Origin of the sequence: Sphingobium ummariense RL-3 (genome assembly GCF_000447205.1) — a bacterium.
GTDB classification, from domain to species: Bacteria; Pseudomonadota; Alphaproteobacteria; order Sphingomonadales; family Sphingomonadaceae; genus Sphingobium; species Sphingobium ummariense.
In genome coordinates, this window is record NZ_AUWY01000120.1 from 100,366 (window position 1) to 118,110 (window position 17,745).

Sequence of the window (17,745 nt, forward strand, 5' to 3'; positions counted from 1 at the left end):
CCGGATGCGCGATCAGGCTGCGGTATCGGCGATGCTCTGCCCCGTCTGTCATGTGGGTCTCCAGATGACGGACCGGCAGGGGGTCGAGATCGACTATTGCCCGCAATGTCGCGGCGTTTGGCTTGACCGGGGCGAGCTCGACAAGATCATCGAGCGGTCGGCGGGACAGGCGCCGCCCCCGCCCTCGGCGAGCTATCGGCCGGACCGGGACTATCGTGACGACGGGCACTATCACAGGAAACGGAAGAAGAGCTTCCTGGAAGAACTGTTCGATTGAAGGAAGGCCGGTCTAGAGTCTGTCCTGTTTATATTGAAGCATAGCCGCTGTTCCTGAGGTAGTTTGCGCACTCATGGGGCGGGAAGGCGTCGAGCAGTTGGCCGATGCGTTGCCACGTTGCCTCGACGGTTCGTTCGGCGGCCTTGCGCAGGAGCAGCTTGAGCTTGGCAAAGACCTGCTCGATCGGATTGAGGTCGGGGCTGTAGGGCGGCAGGAACAGGAGCTTGGCACCTGCCGCCCGGATCGCCTTTCGCACGGCTTGACCCTTGTGGTTGCCCAGATTGTCCATGATCACGATGTCGCCGGGCGACAGGGTCGGCACGAGGAACTGCTCGACGTAAGCGGTGAAGAGTTGGCCATTGATCGGGCCGTCGAGCACGCATGGTGCGTCGATCCGGTCACAACGCAGCGCCGCCACGAAGGTCAGCGTCTTCCACTTGCCGAACGGGGCCTTGGCGACGAGCTTGCTGCCGCGTTTTGACCAGCCCCTGAGCGGGGTCATGTTGGTCTTGACCCAGGTCTCGTCGATGAAGACCAGCTTGCGGGGATCAAGCCGACCCTGATACTTCTTCCACTGCGTCCGCCGCCGCGCCACCTTCGGGCGATCCTGCTCGCTGGCGAACAGGCTTTTTTTTGAAGCTGTGACCGGCCTTGCGCAGCAACGACCACACCGTGTTCGGGCTGACCTGGTAACCGCGCTCGGCCAGTTCCACTGCAAGCCCCCGAACCGTCAGATGCGGGCATTCCTCAAGCCGCAGCAGCATCCATTGCTGCTCGCCCGCCAGAACCCGCCGCTTGTGACCGCCCATCGGCCGGGAACCGGCACTGCCGGTATCGCGCAACCGCTGCGACCACTTCACCGCGCTCGCCACGCTTACCCCAAAAGTCGCTGCAACCTCGCGGCTTGATCGGCCTGACAAAACCGCCACCGCCACCCGTTCCCGAAGATCGTCAGAATAGGCTCGTGCCATCCCTGCTGGCCTCCTGCCCAGCCAGCAGCTTGAATCACAATCCAACCGCCTTGAGAATCCCCAATCGATTCAGCTTCATCAGGACAGACTCTAAAGGGACCGGCCTTTTCCGTGGAGCGAGTGCGGCCTGCCCATTTTCTTGGGCGATATGCTCGTATCAGTGCGCTGCCCCCCAACTCGCGCCAAACCCGATCTCCACGCCCAACGGCACGCTCAGCTTGACCAGCGGCTCGGCGGCGCTTTCCATCACATGGCGGATGACCGTGCTGGCGGCGTCCACATCGGCCTCGGGAAGCTCGAACACCAGTTCGTCATGGACCTGGAGCAGCATCTTCACATTCTCCAGCCCCTCGCGCTCCAGCGCTGGGCCCATCCGGGCCATTGCGCGCTTGATGATGTCGGCGCTGGTGCCCTGGATCGGTGCGTTGATCGCCGCGCGCTCGGCGCCCTGGCGCTCGTGCTGGACCGGCGCCTTGATGCGCGGGAACCAGGTCTTCCGGCCGAACAGTGTCTCCGTATAGCCGCGTGAGCGCGCCTTCTCGATCGTTTCGGTGATATAGAGACTGATGCCGGGGAAGCGCTCATAGTAACGGCTGATCATGTCCTGCGCCTCGTCGGCGCCGATCTCCAGCCGGGCGGCGAGCCCCCAACGGGAAATGCCGTAGAGAATGGCAAAGTTGATCGTCTTGGCGCGGCCGCGCGTGTCGCGGTTGACCTCGCCGAAGAGCTGCTGGGCGGTCGCTGCGTGAATGTCCTCGCCGTTGGCGAACGCTTCCTTCAGCGCCGGAACGTCGGCCATGTGGGCGGCGAGCCGCAGCTCGATCTGGCTATAGTCCGCGGCCAGGATGACGTTGCCCGGCTCTGCGACGAAGGCGTGGCGGATCTGGCGGCCGACTTCGGTGCGGATCGGGATGTTCTGGAGATTGGGGTCGGTCGAGGACAGGCGCCCGGTCTGTGCCCCGGACAGCGAATAGCTGGTATGGACGCGCCCCGAATCCTTGTTGATCTGCGCCTGTAGCGCGTCGGTATAGGTGGACTTGAGCTTCGAAAGCTGGCGCCAATCGAGCACCTTGCCCGCGATCTCCGCGCCCTGTGCCTTCAACTGCTCCAGCATATTGACGTCAGTAGAGTAAGCGCCCGACTTGCCCTTCCGGCCGCCCTTATAGCCCAGCTTGTCGAACAGGATCGCGCCCAGCTGCTGGGTCGATCCGATCGCGAAGGGCTGGCCAGCGAGCGCATGGATTTCCGTCTCCAGCGCAGCGATGCCCGCGGTGAATTCGGCCGACAGGCGCGAGAGAGCTTCGCGGTCCACCTTGATGCCTTCATGCTCCATCCGGGCGATGACCGACACGAGCGGGCGGTCGACCAACTCGTAGATACGGGTTGCGCCTTCGTTCGCGACGCGGTTCTTGAACAGCTTCCACAGGCGCAGCGTGACGTCCGCATCCTCGGCCGCATATTCGGTGGCCTTGTCGAGCGGGACTTCGGCGAAGCTGATCTGGCTCTTGCCGGTGCCTGTCACGTCCTTGAAGCTGATGCAGACATGGTCGAGATGAACCTTCGCCGCCTCGTCCATGCCGTGGCCAGCCAGGCTCTGCCCGGCGTCCAGGTCGAAGCTCATGACGATGGTGTCGTCATAGGGCGCGATATCGATCCCGTGGCGACGCAGGACGGTGAGGTCGTATTTGAGGTTCTGGCCAACCTTGAGGACGCTGTCGTCCTCCAGCAGCGGCTTGAGCTTCGCCAGCACCAGCTCCTTGGGAAGCTGCGCCGGCCGCTCGGCGAACATGTCCCTGCCGCCATGGCCCACCGGAATGTAGCAGGCGGCGTTGGGCCCGACCGCGAAGCTGATCCCCACCAGCGCGCAGGACACGCAGTCGAGCATGTCGGTTTCGGTATCGACCGCTACCACGCCCTCCGCATGGGCGGCAGCGATCCAGCGATCGAGCGCGTCCTCCGTCACCACCGTCTCGTAGAGGCTGCGGTCGATCGGCGGCTCCGGCGCGACCTGTGGCTTGGGCGGCGGGGTCGCCTCGGTCATGGCCGCGGCGGCGGTCGCGACCGCCACGGCGGCGGCGGGCGCACCAAGGCGGGTCAGCAGCGAACGGAAGCCGTGATGCTCCAGAAAGGCCTGGAGCGGCTCCGTCGGAATGCCCTTGAGGCTGAAATCCTCCAGCGGTTCCGGGAGATCCATGGCATCGTGCAGCGTTACCAGCCGGCGCGAAAGGCGCGCCATGTCGGCATGGGCGATCAGGTTTTCCTGCATCTTCGATTTCTTCATCGAAGGCGCGGCTTCCAGCGCCGCTTCCAGGCTGCCATAGTCGGTGATGAGCTTGGCTGCGGTCTTGGGGCCGATGCCGGGGACGCCCGGCACATTGTCGACACTGTCACCCATGAGCGCGAGGACATCGCCCAGCTTGTCGGGAGTGACACCGAACTTGCCCACGACATAGTCAGGCCCGCGCCGCTCGTTCTTCATGGTGTCGTACATGTCGACGCCAGGCTGGATCAGTTGCATCAGATCCTTGTCGGAGCTGACGATGGTGACATGCCAGCCCTGGGCAACCGCAGCCTTGGTATAGCTGGCGATGATATCGTCCGCCTCAAAGCCTTCCTCCTCGATGCAGGGCAGGGAGAAGGCGCGAGTCGCGTCGCGGATCATAGGGAACTGGGGAACCAGATCCTCCGGCGGCGGCGGGCGGTTCGCCTTGTACTGGTCGTACATGTCGTTGCGGAAGGTATGGCTGCCCTTGTCGAGCACGACGGCAAGATGGGTCGGCCCCTCCGCCTTGCCCAGCTCCTCCGCCAGCTTCCAGAGCATGGTGGTATAGCCATAGACCGCGCCGACGGGCTGGCCATGCTTATTGGTGAGGGGCGGGAGCTGGTGATAGGCGCGGAAGATGTAGCCCGAGCCGTCCACCAGATAGAGATGATTCTGGGACATGGAGAGGGAGATAGCGGCTTGGGCGCGCAGGCTCCAGTGCGCCGGGCTCGAATCCTGGCTCAATTGCTGTGCTGCCCCTCCCCAGGGGGAGGGGCCGAGGCCTACCGCTTCTCGTGGTTCGCTGCGACCGCCTTCGCGACGGCCTGCATCAATTGCCAGCGCACGGGGATCGGCTCGGTGGTGCTGCCGATCATCACCGCGACCGCATAGCTGGTGCCGTCCGGCGCGGTCATGATGCCGACATCGTTGAAGCCGGTCGAGCGCGGCGGCAGATCCTGCCCCGTGCCGGTCTTGTGCAGATAATGCCATCCGGCCGGGACGCCGCCCTTGATCCGCTGCGGCCCGGTCTTGGCCTCTTCCATCAGGGAAAGGAGCAGCCGGCTGGAACCGGCGGAAAGCATGTCTCCCTCCTTGAGCTTCGCGAGCGCGGCAACGATCGAGCTGGGTGCCGCGCCGTCCGGCGGATTGGCGAGATAATTGTCCAGCGCCTTGACCCGCACTGCCATAGGCAGCTTCGCGCGGGCCGCGTAGAAATTCCGGCCGAGCGAATAATCCTGCCGCCAGTCGAGTCCGGCGGTGGTCGCCTGGAGCAGCCGTTCGCCCGGTCCGAAGCGGATATCCTTGATAAGCCGCCGTGCGAGGAAGCCGCGCACCACGTCGGGGCCACCCACGGCGCGCAGCAGCGTGTCGTTGGCAGTGTTGTCGCTCTGCGTCATCGCCCGCTTCATCAAGTCGGCATAGGTGGTCGTCCAACCCGTGTTGCCGACCAGCGCGGCAGTCGGCTGGTGAAAGAGAGTCAGATCCTTCTTCGTGATGGTCGTCGTGTCGGCAAGGCGCAACTTGCCCCGGTCCACCGCGTCGAGGAAGGCCATGGATACCCAAAGCTTCGACACGCTCTGCTGCGGGAAAAGCTGGTTGCCGTTCCAGGCAACGGTCCAGTCCGAGCCGATCCGCCGGACGGCGATGCCGACTTTACCGTTGAAGCTCTGCCCCAGGTTCCGCACCACGCTGACCAGCGCGGGTGAAGGCGTTTCGCGCTGGTCGATTTCTTGAAAGGGGCGCGGCGGGTTGGCGACCGGCTTGATCGGCCATGTATTGGTCGTGGGCTGGACCCGTTGCGCCGGCCGCGCTGCAGCAGCCTGCGCGCGAGGGGGCGGCGGCGCGCTGACGCAGGCCGACAGTGCAGCGATCAACAGGACGAGGCGTGCGGAACCGCCCCGGGCATCATGAGAACTCATCTATTTCCCCGCTCTCCGAGGGCATAGTAACGGCCTGTTGCCGGGACGCTGGCAAGATTCATGCGACGAATGATTCCCCATTTGCGATGTAAGGAGTCTGAATGGAGGAAAGTGGCCGCTCAGAAGGGGTTAAGCCGCAGTCCTGCAGGGGAATGGTATGAACGATATCATGATGGACAGGCGGCAGTGGCTGCTTGGAGCGGGCGCCGGGATGCTGGTGCTGCACAGCACCGGAGCCGTGGCTGCGGAGCCGGCCTTTGCGTCCCAGCGCATTGCCGTGACGGTGCGGGGGCAGGGAAAGGATGTGCTGTTGATCCCGGGTCTCGCCAGCGGGCCCGGGGTGTGGAACGGTGTCGTCGGATCGCTGCCGGGCCGCCGCCTGCACCTGATCCAGGTCCGGGGCTTTGCCGGCCTGCCGCCCGGAATCAACCGCAGCGGACCTTTGCTCCAGCCGGTGGCCGACGAAATCGCGCGCTATGCGGCGTTGTCCGGGCTGAAGCTCCCGGCGGTGGTAGGGCACTCTATGGGCGGCATGCTGGCGATGATATTGGGCCTGAAGGGCGGCGTTGGCAGGGTGATGGTGGTAGACATGTTGCCCGCCGGCGCGGCGATGCTGGGCGGCACGGCGGGGGGCATGGGCTATCTTGCCGACCAGCTCAGCCTGTATTTCACGCAGACAAGTGCCGGGCGGCGCTATCTGGCCGATATCGTAGCGCGCACGCCGGGCGCGCAGGGAAGCGATCCCGACGTCATCGCCAATGCGTTGCGCGACCTTGCCAATACGGATCTGGGCCCGCAGCTGCCGCGGATGACGGTGCCGCTGGAGGTGGTCTATGCCGTCGGCGCGGACCAGGGCCAGGCGGTGGAGATCACCCGCCGCTTCCGCGCTGCCTATGCGGGCAAGAAGGGCGCGACGCTGTTGCCGCTGGGGCCGAGCGGGCATCTGGTGATGGCGGACCAGCGGGATCGTTTCAACGCCGCGCTGCGGAAATTTCTCGAGCCGATTTGATCGGGGTCAATGCGGCGCGTTCGGTTGCGGGAGAGAAGGAAGGCCCCGATGCGCTTCCCGCGTGTCAACCCCTCCCTCTCGGCGCGGACGCCTTCCTTGGCGCCGCGCCATTTTTTTCAGGGCGCCAGCACCGTGTCCACCGCCTGCGGCAGGGTGTCGGGATAATCGAGCGTATAGTGCAGGCCCCGGCTTTCCTTGCGGTGCAGGGCGGACCGGACGACCAGGCGCGCCACCTCCAGCAGGTTGCGCAGCTCGATGAGGTCCGGCGTGACGCGGAAATTGCCGTAATAATCGTCCACTTCCTGCGCCAGCAGCGCGACCCGATGCTGGGCGCGCTCCAGCCGCTTGGTGGTGCGGACGATGCCGACATAGTCCCACATGAAGCGGCGGATTTCCTTCCAGTTGTGCTGAACGATGACTTCCTCGTCGCTGTTGGTGACTCGGCTTTCATCCCACGGCCGGATCGGCGGCGGGGCGGGGAGGTCGTTCCAGTTGGCGCGGATGTGCTTCGCCGCCGCCTCACCGAAGACGAAGCATTCGAGCAGCGAATTGGAGGCGAGGCGGTTAGCGCCATGCAGGCCGCTCTCGCTGACTTCCCCGGCGGCGTAGAGGCCTGGCAGGTCGGTGCGGCCGTCCAGGTCGATGATGACGCCGCCGCAGGTGTAGTGCTGGGCCGGGACCACCGGAATCGGCTCCTTGGTGATGTCGATGTCGAGGTCGAGCAGCCGGGAATAGATGGTCGGGAAGTGGTGCTTCACGAACTCGGGATCCTTGTGACTGATGTCCAGATGGACATAGTCGAGGCCGAGCCGCTTGATCTCATGGTCGATGGCGCGCGCCACCACGTCGCGCGGCGCGAGTTCGGCGCGCGGGTCGAAGCGGGGCATGAAGCGCTCGCCGCCACCGGGGACGCCGGGGGGGAGCTTGAGGTGGCCGCCCTCGCCGCGCACCGCTTCGGTGATGAGGAAATTCTTGACCTCCAGATTGTAGAGGCAGGTCGGGTGGAACTGGTTCATCTCCATGTTCGACACGCGGCAGCCCGCGCGCCAGGCCATGGCGATGCCGTCCCCGGTCGCCCCGCGCGGCGCGGTGGAGAAGAGATAGGTGCGGCCAGCACCGCCCGTGCACAGGATCGTCGCCTTGCCCAGCAGCGCGTCGACATGGTTGGTCCGCTTGTTGAAGGCGTAGACGCCCCAGACATGGCCGTCGCCCGAATAACGCTCGCCATGGCGGGAGGTGATGAGGTCGATGGCGACCATGTCCTCCAGCAGCGTGATGTTGGGATTGGCGCGTGCCGCCTTGAGCAATGCGACCTGCACCGCCTGGCCGGTGGCGTCGTCGACATGGACGATGCGGCGATGGCTGTGCCCGCCCTCGCGAGTCAGGTGCCAGCGCTCGCCGAATTCCTCGCCGCCGTTGAAGGGAACGCCGAGCTGCGCCAGCCGGTCGATTGCCGCCGGGGCCTCGGACACGACGAACTCGACGGTTTCCCGATTGTTGAGGCCGGCGCCGGCGACCATGGTGTCGTGGACATGTGCCTCGAAGCTGTCGCCCGCGTCCAGCACCGCGGCGATGCCGCCCTGCGCCCAGTTGGTCGAGCCGCCGTCGAGTGCGCCCTTTGCCAGCACCACGACCTTGCGGTCTTGCGCCAGGTTGATAGCGGCGGTGAGGCCGGCGGCACCGGAACCGATGATGACGACGTCGTGGGTGGTGGTGGTCATTTTTGTTCTGGTTTCTTGATCCGTTCGGGCTGAGCCTGTCGAAGCCCCACCCTGTCTTGAAGAAAAGGAGGCCCTTCGACAAGCTCAGGGCGAACGGTGCAGAAGGATCAGCTTGTCACGCCGCCGCCGTCAGGTTGAGGAACACGTCCTCCAGGTCCGGATCGCGGGTCACCACGTCGACGATCGAGAGGCCGCTCGCCTGCACGGCGTTCAGCACCTGGCCGGCATTGGCGCGGTTCTTGAGATAGGTGATGGTAAGCGTGCGCTCGTCAGCCAGCTCGACTTTCTCGAAGCTGGGATCGGCGGGGAGGACGGCGACGTCGCGGTCGACGGTGACCTGCACGACCTTCTCCTGCGCCATGGCGATCAACTCGCGGGTGGGCTTGTCGGTGATGACGCGGCCGTGGTTGATGATACCGATGCGGTCGCACAGCTCCTCGGCCTCTTCCAGATAGTGGGTGGTGAGGACGATGGTGACGCCTTGGTGGTTGAGTTCACGGACATAGGCCCAGAGTTGTTGGCGCAGCTGCACGTCGACGCCGGCTGTGGGTTCGTCCAGCACCAGGATCGGTGGGGAATGCACCATCGCCTTGGCGACCAGCAGGCGGCGCTTCATGCCGCCGGACAGGGTGCGGGCATAGGCGTTCGCCTTGTCCTCCAGATGCACCGCGCGCAGCAATTCCATCGAGCGGCGGCGCTCCTTGGGCACGGCATAATAGCCGGCCTGGTTCTCCAGCGTCTCGAACGGGGTGAAGAAGGGGTCGAAGACGATTTCCTGCGGCACGATGCCGATCGAGTTCTTCGCGTTGCGCGGGTTCTGGTCGATGTCGAAGCCCCAGATGCGCGCGGTGCCCGACGTTTTGTTGACCAGCCCGGCGAGGATGTTGATCGTCGTCGACTTGCCCGCGCCGTTGGGACCGAGCAGGCCGTAGATCTGCCCGCGGGGGATGGTGAGGTTGATGCCGTCGAGCGCGCGCTTGCCGCCGGCATAGACCTTGGTGAGGTCGGTGATCTCGATAGCGGGGACTGGGGCGGGGCTGTCGGTCATGGCTGATCTCTATGGGGATCGAAGGCGGCGAAAGGAAGGGCTCTCATTGCATTGCCGGCATGATCGGCGACGCGCCAGTTCGAAGTTCACAGTGTTGTCGGGCTGTTCGGGCCGGATACGGGGCAAAAGTACCGGCAAAGTCACGCCGACGCGACAGTTGGGTCACGCTGACGCCACAGTGAAGCGACAGTGACGCGACAGGTTCGCGCCACCGACGCGACACATAGGCGACAGGGTGCAGGGCGGATTGGGCTGGTTCATTGCCGAGGGTAGATCAGGGGAAATCCTATTTTGGAAGGGGTCTCGCTTCCTTTCCAACGGCGCGTAGAGGAAGAAAGCGGGATCCCGGGTCAAGCCCGGGATGACGGGGGTAATGGCGGCTAACCACCCAAAAGCGGCCGATCCAGTCGGTTTTCCGCCAAGGCCGGCGTTTCGGCAGGTTCAGAACTGATCCGCGATGTCCATCAGGCCGAGAAGCTTCTTCGGCGCGACCGTGCGCCAGCTGCGGTGGAGGCGGTCGGTGACATGATCCCAGTCGGTGTCGCCCCGGTCCAGCCGGATGCCGATCCAGCCGTCGCCGAAATAGGCGGGGCGGTAATAGCGTTCGGGGTCGGCCTCGATCAGGGTTGCCTGCTCCTCGGGCGCGGTGGTCTTGACGATCAGCGCGACGACGCCGTCGCCATGATGGTCCTGGGTGAACCAGGCGAATTTCTTGCCCTTGACGATGCCGAAGCAGGGCATGCCATGCGAGGTGACCTCATCGGCCTGGGGCAGGGCGAGGGCGCGTTCGCGCACCTGGTTGAGGATATAGGCGGGCTGGCGCTCGCGGGTGACGAAGTCGGCGAGGACGCGGCTGTAGAGCTGGTGCTCGGCGATGAGGATGCGCGCGGCGAGCGTGTCGGCGGTGTCGCCCGGCAGGATCGCTACCGGCGTCTGGCCGAGGACAGGGCCGTCGTCCAGCTCCGCCGTGACGATATGGACCGAGCAGCCGGCATGGCTGTCGCCCGCGTCGATCGCCTTCTGATGGGTGTCGAGGCCCTTATATTTCGGCAGCAGGCTGGGGTGGATGTTCAGCATCCGGTTTTCCCAGCCGGCGACAAATTCCGGCGAGAGCAGGCGCATATAGCCGGCGAGGGCGACATAATGCGCGCCCGCTTTCCTCAGTTCCGCGTCGATGATCGCGTCGAATTCGGCGCGCTTCAGGCCCTTGTGGCTGTGGCCGAAGGTCGCGATCCCCTCCGCCGCGGCCAATGCGAGACCGGGGGCATCGGGATCGTTGGCGGCGACCAGCACGATTTCATAGGGGCAGCTTTCCGCCTTGGCGGCGTAGAGCAGCGCGGCCATGTTGGACCCGCGGCCGGAAATCAGGACGGCGACTTTTGCTTTGGTCATCACAACCTCCTTTCGCCCTGAGTAGCCGCTGAGCCCTTCGACTGACTGCTTGCAGCAGTCGCTCAAGTATCGAAGGGTAGGTTCCGCGCGATGCTTCGATACGGGCCTTCGACTTCGCTCAGTCCCTACGCAGCACGAACGGTTCTTATAATCAGCCCAGATGCGTCGCCGACCAGTCGGCCTTTGCGCTCCAAGTCTCGGTGCTGCCCTTGACCGTGCAGCCCTTGTCACCGTCCTCTACCTTGCCGATGGTGAAGACGGTTTCGCCCGCATCCTCCAGCGCCTTGGCGACGGCTGCGACATGGACTTCGTCCACGGCCAGCACCATGCCGACGCCGCAGTTGAAGGTACGCGCCATCTCTTCCGGCTCGATATGGCCCTGCGCCTGGAGGAAGGCCATCAGGCGCGGTTGCGGCCAGGCGTCGGCATTCACGACGGCGTGGGCGCCGTCCGGCAGGACGCGCGGGATGTTTTCGAGGAGGCCGCCGCCGGTGATATGGGCGAGCGCGTTGATCATGCCCGCACGCACCAGCGGCAGCAGGCTCTTCACATAGATGCGCGTCGGGGCCATCAGCGCGTCGATCAGCAGCACCTCATTGTCGAACAGGGCCGGGCGATCGAGCTTCCAGCCCTTGTCGGCGGCGAGGCGGCGGACCAGCGAATAGCCGTTGGAGTGGACGCCCGAGGAGGCGAGGCCCAGCAATATGTCGCCGGGCTTCACGCGATTGCCGGTCAGCGCCTTGGAGCGCTCCACCGCGCCGACGCAGAAGCCGGCGAGGTCATAGTCGCCATCGGCGTACATGCCCGGCATTTCGGCGGTCTCCCCGCCAATGAGGGCGCAGCCGGCCTGGCGGCATCCTTCGGCGATGCCGGCGATGACCCGTTCCGCGACGCCGCTTTCCAGCCGGCCGGTGGCATAATAGTCGAGGAAGAAGAGCGGCTCCGCTCCCTGGACGATGAGGTCGTTGGCACACATCGCGACCAGGTCGATGCCGACGCCGTCATGGCGGTCATGGTCGATGGCAAGCTTGAGCTTGGTGCCGACGCCGTCATTGGCGGCGACGAGCAGCGGATCGTCATAGCCGGCGGCCTTCAGGTCGAAGAAACCGCCAAAGCCGCCCAGTTCCGCATCAGCGCCGGGGCGGCGGGTGGCCTTCGCCAGCGGGGCGATGGCGCGGACCAGCGCGTTGCCGGCGGCGATGTCGACGCCAGCCTTGGCGTAGCTGTAGGATTCGGTGTCGCTCATGGGGATGCGCCTAGAGCAATGTGCCGAAAAGGGGAAGGGTCGGGGGGGCTCCCATCCGTTCGTCCTGAGGTGCCGCTGAGCTTGTCGAAGCAGCGTATCGAAGGACCGATGTCGCGCGCAAACCCTTCGATACGGGCCTTCGACTTCGCTCAGTCCCTACCCAGGGCGAACGGACGATCGCCTGATGACGTGCCTTCCCGCTTGGCAGGCGGGGTGTTTCCCGCCAAAAGGGCGCGCGTGAACTCCATCCTGCCCCTCCGCCGCCTTTCCGTCCGGCCGATCACCCTGTTGCGCGCCCTTTCCCGCCCGGTACAGGTCGCGGGTGCGATCCTGCTGGGCCTCGCCGCCGCGGCGCTGCTGGCGCAGATGGAGGGAGAGCGCGGCGTGCCGCCGATCGCGAGCGGCGGCGATTTCGAGGTGCAGGGCGTCAAGGTGGACGTCTATGCCAAGGATGCCGATACGGCGCGCCATGCCGGCTGGCGGCTGGCGCAGCGGCAGGCGTGGCGGATGCTGTGGACCCGCACCCATGGCGCATCCGGCGTGCCATCCCTGTCCGATTCGCAGCTGGAGGCGATGATTTCCGGTATCGAGATCGAGCAGGAGCAGGCGGGGCCGAACCGCTATGTCGCGACGCTGGGCGTGATGTTCGATCGCGCGCGGACCGGGCAGTTGCTGGGCGTATCCGGCAATGTCATGCGATCGCCCCCGCTGCTGGTGATCCCGGTGCTGTGGGACGGCGGCTCCGCCGTATCCTACGAGCGGGTCAATGAATGGCAGAAGGCCTGGGCGCGTTATCGCACCGGCGACAGCGCCATCGACTATGTGCGGGTGGCCGGCTCCATCGCCGACCCGATCCTGCTGAACGCCGGACAGACCGGGCGGCGCGGGCGGCTGTGGTGGCGCGTGCTGCTGGACCAATATGGCGCCGCCGACGTGGTGATTCCGATCGCGCGGATCGAACGGCAATGGCCGGGCGGGCCGGTGACCGGCACCTTCACCGCGCGCTATGGCCCCGACAACATGCTGATCGGCAGCTTTTCGCTGCGGGCGTCGAACGAGGCGGCGCTGCCGCAGATGATGGACGAGGGCGCGCGGCGCATCGACGAGCTGTATATCCGGGCGCTGAACGACGGCCGGCTGCGGCCCGACCCGTCGCTGATCATCGAGGAGCCGGTCGATCCCGACGCGCTGGCGATCGAGAATGCCGTCGAACTGCCGATCGAGGCGGTCGACGTTTCCGCCCTGCCGGGCGGCACGGCGACGAGCTTCTCCATCCAGTTCGAAACCCCCGACGTCGCGTCGGTGAGTGCCGGCGAGGCGGCGGTGCGGGCGATCCCCGGTGTCCGGTCCGCGGCGACGCGCAGCCTGGCGCTGGGCGGTACCTCGGTCATGCAGGTGAATTTCGAGGGCACGGTGGACATGCTGCGCGCCGGATTGCAGGCGCGCGGCTATACCGTGGCGGCGAACGGCACGACGCTGCGCATCACGCGGCGGGCGGCGCAGGCGGCCCCGGCGGGAGCGGCCGCCCCCAACCCATGACGGGCCAGATCAGCCTGCCCTTCGATTCGCCAGGCGGCGGGGGCGACGGGGACTTTCTGGTGAGCGAGGCCAACCGGATGGCGGTGACCCATCTGGAGGGCTGGCGCGACTGGCCGCTGTCGGTCGGCGTGCTGACAGGGCCGCCGCTGTCGGGCCGCTCCACCCTGGGACGGCAGTTCGTCGCGATGAGCGGCGGCACCGTCATCGACGATGCGGAGGGGCGCGACGACCGGCTGCTGTTCAACGCATGGAACGAGGCGCAGACCCAGCATCGCCCGCTGCTGATGATCGGACGAGCGCCGCCGACGCATTGGCCGGTGGCGCTGCCGGACCTGCGGTCCCGGCTGGCGTCGGTGCCGCATGTCGCCCTGGCGGAGCCGGACGAGGCGCTGGCCCGGGCGCTGATCGAGCGCGCGCTGGGGCAGGGCGGGGCGCGCTACGCGGCCGACCTGCCCGACTGGCTGCTGCGCCGGATCGAACGCAGCTATGGCGCGATCGCGGCGGCGACGCGGGCGCTCGACCGGGCCGCACTGTCATCCGGTCGCAAGATTTCCGTCGCATTGGCGAAAGAAGCCCTGCAACAGGCCGGGCTTTTGCCTATACTCCCGCCCGATCCTTCCCACTGACCCAGAGAGACATGTGGCCGAAGCAGACCCCTCCGCCAGCCTGACCCTGCCGAGCGACCGCTATTTCAACCGGGAGCTGTCCTGGCTGGCGTTCAACCAGCGCGTGCTGGAAGAAGCGATGAACCGCGCTCATCCCCTGCTGGAGCGGCTGCGTTTCCTGTCGATTTCCGGCGCGAACCTGGACGAGTTCTTTTCGGTACGGGTGGCGGGCCTGAAGGGGCAGCAGTTGCAGGACGTCGACATGCGTTCGGCCGACGGGCTGACCGCCGGGCAGCAACTGGCCGCCATTGCGGACGAAAGCGCGCGGCTGATGATGGCGCAGCAGAAGGTCTGGGCCGTGCTGCACGGCGAACTGGCGCAGGTGGGGATCGAGGTGATCGGCCCGTCGAGCGCGTTGGAGGAAGGCTGCGCGACCTGGCTGCGCGAGCATTTCATGACGCAGATTTTCCCGATCCTCACCCCCCAGGCGCTCGACCCGGCGCATCCCTTTCCCTTCATCCCCAACCAGGGGCTGTCGATCGTGTTCGACCTGGAGCGGCTGTCGGACAAGGAGTCGATCCGCGAACTGGTGATGATCCCGGCGTCGCTGGCCCGATTCGTGCGGCTGCCGGGCGATCCGGCGCGCTATATGGCGCTGGAGGCGGTGATCCGGCGCTTTTCCGCCGATCTTTTCCCCGGATACCGGGTGCGCAACAGCGGCGTGTTCCGCATCATCCGCGACAGCGACATCGAGATCGAGGAAGAGGCGGAGGATCTGGTCCGCTATTTCCGCAGCGCCATCAAGCGGCGGCGGCGCGGGCGCGTGATCCGCATGGAGATAGAGGCGCGCATCCCTGAACCGGTCGAGGAGATGCTGCAGGACATGCTTCAGGGCCATGACGCGATCGTCGCCGAGGTGGAGGGCTTCGTCGGGATCGGCGACCTTTCCGGCGTGGTTGACGAGGACCGGCCCGACCTGAAGTTCGAACCCTATGCGCCCCGCTTCCCCGAGCGCATCCGTGAATATGGCGGCGACTGCTTCGCCGCGATCCGGGCCAAGGACATTGTCGTCCACCACCCCTATGAGGCGTTCGACGTCGTCGTTTCCTTCCTGAAGCAGGCCGCGTCCGACCCGGATGTGGTCGCGATCAAGCAGACGCTGTATCGCGCGGGCAAGCAGTCGGCCATCATCCGCGCGCTGATCGACGCGGCGGAGGCGGGCAAGTCCGTGACCGCCGTGGTGGAGCTGAAGGCCCGATTCGACGAGGAGCAGAACCTGATGTGGGCCGACGCGCTGGAGCGCGCGGGCGTGCAGGTGGTGTATGGCTTCATCGACTGGAAGACCCATGCCAAGGTGTCGATGGTCGTCCGGCGCGAGGGCGAGCAGTTCCGCACCTACTGCCATTTCGGCACGGGCAATTATCATCCGGTGACGGCGCGCATCTATACCGACCTCAGCTTCTTCACCGCCGACCCGGCCTATGGCCGCGATGCGGCGGCGCTGTTCAACTATATCACCGGCTATGTGGAGCCGCGGCACCTGGAGAAGCTGGTGATATCGCCGCGCGACCTGCGCGATACGCTGTGCCGCAATATCGACGCGGAGATCGAGCATGCCCGCGCCGGTCGGCCGGGCACGATCTGGGCGAAGATGAACTCGCTGGTCGACCCCGCCATCATCGAGAAGCTCTATGCCGCGAGCAATGCCGGCGTGCAGATCGACCTGATCGTGCGCGGCATCTGCTGTTTGAGGCCCGGGGTGCCGGGCATGTCGGAGAATATCCGCGTGAAATCGGTCGTCGGGCGCTTCCTGGAGCACAGCCGCATCACCGCGTTCGGCAACGGCAAGGCGCTACCCAACAACGGGGCGAGAGTCTTCATCAGCTCGGCCGACTGGATGCCCCGCAATTTCGACCGGCGGGTCGAGTTCCTGGCGCCGGTCGAGAATCCGACGGTGCACGACCAGATTCTGGACCAGGTGATGGTGGCCAACCTGATCGACACCGAGCAGAGCTGGGTTCTGGACAGCGAGGGCCATTACCGGCGGCTCGATCCGGGTGACAAGCCGTTCAACCTGCACCGCTATTTCATGACCAATCCGTCGCTGTCGGGCCGCGGCGCTGCGCTCGACAACGGCGCGGTGCCGACGCTGCGGCTGCGTGGCCGGGCCTGAGACGCGATGAACTCGATGCTCAGCCGGGTGCGCGCCGTCGCCGAAACGATGGCGCCGACGTCGCAGGCCGACCATGGGCGGATGGCGATCATCGACATCGGGTCGAACAGCATCCGCCTGGTCGTCTATGACGGGCCACGCCGCATCCCCTTCATCCTCTTCAACGAGAAGGTGATGGCGGGATTGGGCGGATCGCTGGCGCGCACGGGGCGGATAGAGGCCGAGCCGATGGAGCGCGGCCTGAAGGCAGTGGCGCGCTTTGCCCATCTGTGCGGCGACATGGGTGTGGCGGACGTGCGCTGCGTCGCCACCGCGGCCGTGCGCGATGCCGCCAACGGGGCCGATTTCATCGCCCGCACCGAGGCGATGGGCGTGAAGGTCGACCTGTTGTCCGGTTCGCAGGAGGCGATCGGCGCGGGCTATGGCGTGCTGTCGGGCATTCCGGGCGCGGACGGCGTGGTCGGCGACCTGGGCGGCGGCAGCCTGGAGCTGGCGCGCATCCGGGACGGCGGCGTGCACGAGACGGTGTCGCTGCCGCTGGGCGTGCTGCGCCTGCCGCAGATCCGGGCGAAGGGGCCCAAGGCGCTGGAGCGGCAGGTCGGCCGGATGCTGGAAAAGGCGGGATGGGCGGTGAAGCCGGGCCTGCCCTTCTACCTTGTCGGCGGGTCGTGGCGGGCGCTGGCGCGCTTCGACATGCAACTCACCCATTTTCCGCTGCCGGTGGTGCACCAATATGAGATGCCGGCGAGCCGGGCGGAGCGGTTGACCCGCATCGTGTCGCATGTCGGCCGGGCGCGGCTGAAGGACATACCGGCGATCACCGGGTCGCGCGTGCCGACGCTGCCCGACGCGGCAGCGCTGCTGTCGGTCATGGTGCGGCAGCTGCGGTCGAGCCGGCTGGTGGTGTCGGCCTATGGCCTGCGCGAGGGGCTGCTGTTCGAGGACCTGCCGCCGGACATCCGGGAGCAGGACCCGCTGCTGGTGGCGGCCGAGGCGGAGGGCGAGGCGCAGGCCCGCTTTCCCGGCCATGGCGATGTCATCGAGCGCTGGATCGCCCCGCTGTTCCTGGAGGACGGCAGCGGCTGGCGGCGAATCCGGCGCGCAGCCTGCCTGCTGGCCGATGTGGGCTGGCGCGCCAATCCGGATTTCCGGGCGGAACGCGGCGTGGAGATCGCGCTGCACAGCAACTGGGTGGGCATCACCGCGCCCGAGCGGGCCATGCTGGCGCAGGCGCTGTGCAGCAATTTCGGCGGCGGAGCGGTGCCGCTGCCCGCGCTGGAACGGCTGGCGTCGCCCGAGGCGCTGCGCCGCGCCGTGCTGTGGGGCTTGGCGATCCGCCTGGGACAGCGACTGTCGGCTGGTGTCGAGGGGCCGCTGGTGATGTCGGCGCTGGAGCTGGAGGGCGGCCTGCTGACGCTCACCCTGCGCCACAGGGACGGGGCGCTGCTGGGCGAAGCGGTCGAACGGCGGCTGCGCCAGCTCGCCCAGGCGATGGGGGTGGAGTATCGGCTGGTGGTGTAGAGCCACCTCAACATCGTCGTCCCAGCGCAAGCTGGGATCTCTCTTTCTTCGTTTCAGCCCT

Annotated in this window: 13 protein-coding genes; 6 read left to right on the forward strand and 7 right to left on the reverse strand. The window is 66.5% G+C overall.

Going from position 1 to position 17,745, the window contains the following annotated elements:
- Window positions 1-4 precede the first annotated feature (4 nt).
- Window positions 5-277, forward strand: coding sequence for a TFIIB-type zinc ribbon-containing protein (locus M529_RS43230; RefSeq protein WP_021319451.1), 273 nt, complete (start codon window positions 5-7; stop codon window positions 275-277).
- Between the two features lie 28 nt (window positions 278-305).
- On the opposite strand, the gene M529_RS48640 is transcribed toward M529_RS43230, so the two are convergent.
- The 3 genes from M529_RS48640 to M529_RS43245 form a co-directional block, all read right to left on the reverse strand.
- A protein-coding gene (locus M529_RS48640) for an IS630 family transposase (RefSeq protein WP_152522647.1) occupies window positions 306-1,248 on the reverse strand; the annotation gives its coding sequence in 2 pieces (ribosomal slippage) (window positions 306-911 and window positions 913-1,248; 942 coding nt in all).
- Between the two features lie 157 nt (window positions 1,249-1,405).
- Window positions 1,406-4,192 carry a DNA polymerase I gene (gene polA / locus M529_RS43240; RefSeq protein WP_021319453.1) on the reverse strand — a complete coding sequence of 929 codons (2,787 nt, stop codon included), beginning with the start codon at window positions 4,190-4,192 and terminating at the stop codon, window positions 1,406-1,408.
- Window positions 4,193-4,293: 101 nt separating this feature from the next.
- Window positions 4,294-5,430: a serine hydrolase gene (locus M529_RS43245; protein ID WP_021319454.1), complete on the reverse strand. Its 1,137-nt coding sequence runs from the start codon at window positions 5,428-5,430 to the stop codon at window positions 4,294-4,296.
- A gap of 157 nt (window positions 5,431-5,587) precedes the next feature.
- On the opposite strand from M529_RS43245, the gene M529_RS43250 reads away from it, so the two are divergent.
- Window positions 5,588-6,439 (forward strand): alpha/beta fold hydrolase, encoded by an 852-nt coding sequence (locus M529_RS43250; RefSeq protein ID WP_021319455.1) that lies wholly within the window; start codon window positions 5,588-5,590, stop codon window positions 6,437-6,439.
- Window positions 6,440-6,555: 116 nt separating this feature from the next.
- On the opposite strand, the gene nadB is transcribed toward M529_RS43250, so the two are convergent.
- The 4 genes from nadB to purM all read right to left on the reverse strand — a co-directional run bounded on the left by nadB (window position 6,556) and on the right by purM (window position 11,846).
- Window positions 6,556-8,160 carry an L-aspartate oxidase gene (gene nadB / locus M529_RS43255; protein WP_021319456.1) on the reverse strand — a complete coding sequence of 535 codons (1,605 nt, stop codon included), beginning with the start codon at window positions 8,158-8,160 and terminating at the stop codon, window positions 6,556-6,558.
- A 115-nt stretch (window positions 8,161-8,275) separates the two neighbouring features.
- Window positions 8,276-9,208, reverse strand: a complete 933-nt coding sequence (locus M529_RS43260) for an ABC transporter ATP-binding protein (RefSeq protein ID WP_021319457.1) — start codon at window positions 9,206-9,208, stop codon at window positions 8,276-8,278.
- A gap of 441 nt (window positions 9,209-9,649) precedes the next feature.
- Window positions 9,650-10,600: a phosphoribosylglycinamide formyltransferase gene (gene purN / locus M529_RS43265; protein WP_021319458.1), complete on the reverse strand. Its 951-nt coding sequence runs from the start codon at window positions 10,598-10,600 to the stop codon at window positions 9,650-9,652.
- A gap of 151 nt (window positions 10,601-10,751) precedes the next feature.
- Window positions 10,752-11,846, reverse strand: a complete 1,095-nt coding sequence (gene purM, locus M529_RS43270) for a phosphoribosylformylglycinamidine cyclo-ligase (RefSeq protein ID WP_021319459.1) — start codon at window positions 11,844-11,846, stop codon at window positions 10,752-10,754.
- Window positions 11,847-12,083: 237 nt separating this feature from the next.
- On the opposite strand from purM, the gene M529_RS43275 reads away from it, so the two are divergent.
- The 4 genes from M529_RS43275 to M529_RS43290 are packed head-to-tail and all read left to right on the forward strand — an operon-like array spanning window position 12,084 to window position 17,684.
- Window positions 12,084-13,385 (forward strand): hypothetical protein, encoded by a 1,302-nt coding sequence (locus M529_RS43275; RefSeq protein WP_021319460.1) that lies wholly within the window; start codon window positions 12,084-12,086, stop codon window positions 13,383-13,385.
- Complete coding sequence (locus M529_RS43280; protein ID WP_021319461.1) at window positions 13,382-14,011, forward strand: P-loop NTPase family protein; 630 nt, start codon at window positions 13,382-13,384, stop codon at window positions 14,009-14,011. The genes M529_RS43275 and M529_RS43280 overlap by 4 nt, the downstream gene beginning before the upstream one ends.
- A 13-nt stretch (window positions 14,012-14,024) precedes the next feature.
- Window positions 14,025-16,163 (forward strand): RNA degradosome polyphosphate kinase, encoded by a 2,139-nt coding sequence (locus tag M529_RS43285; protein ID WP_021319462.1) that lies wholly within the window; start codon window positions 14,025-14,027, stop codon window positions 16,161-16,163.
- A 6-nt stretch (window positions 16,164-16,169) separates the two neighbouring features.
- Window positions 16,170-17,684 (forward strand): Ppx/GppA family phosphatase, encoded by a 1,515-nt coding sequence (locus M529_RS43290; protein WP_021319463.1) that lies wholly within the window; start codon window positions 16,170-16,172, stop codon window positions 17,682-17,684.
- The last annotated feature ends 61 nt before the right edge of the window (window positions 17,685-17,745 follow it).

Bases quoted from the DNA above. Each gene is read 5' to 3' on its own strand.
- M529_RS43280 (WP_021319461.1), top strand. From the start codon at position 13,382: ATGACGGGCCAGATCAGCCTGCCCTTCGATTCGCCAGGCGGCGGGGGC.
- nadB (WP_021319456.1), bottom strand. From the start codon at position 8,160: ATGACCACCACCACCCACGACGTCGTCATCATCGGTTCCGGTGCCGCC.
- purM (WP_021319459.1), bottom strand. From the start codon at position 11,846: ATGAGCGACACCGAATCCTACAGCTACGCCAAGGCTGGCGTCGACATC.
- M529_RS43230 (WP_021319451.1), top strand. From the start codon at position 5: ATGCGCGATCAGGCTGCGGTATCGGCGATGCTCTGCCCCGTCTGTCAT.
- polA (WP_021319453.1), bottom strand. From the start codon at position 4,192: ATGTCCCAGAATCATCTCTATCTGGTGGACGGCTCGGGCTACATCTTC.
- M529_RS43260 (WP_021319457.1), bottom strand. From the start codon at position 9,208: ATGACCGACAGCCCCGCCCCAGTCCCCGCTATCGAGATCACCGACCTC.
- M529_RS43290 (WP_021319463.1), top strand. From the start codon at position 16,170: ATGAACTCGATGCTCAGCCGGGTGCGCGCCGTCGCCGAAACGATGGCG.
- purN (WP_021319458.1), bottom strand. From the start codon at position 10,600: ATGACCAAAGCAAAAGTCGCCGTCCTGATTTCCGGCCGCGGGTCCAAC.
- M529_RS43245 (WP_021319454.1), bottom strand. From the start codon at position 5,430: ATGAGTTCTCATGATGCCCGGGGCGGTTCCGCACGCCTCGTCCTGTTG.
- M529_RS43250 (WP_021319455.1), top strand. From the start codon at position 5,588: ATGAACGATATCATGATGGACAGGCGGCAGTGGCTGCTTGGAGCGGGC.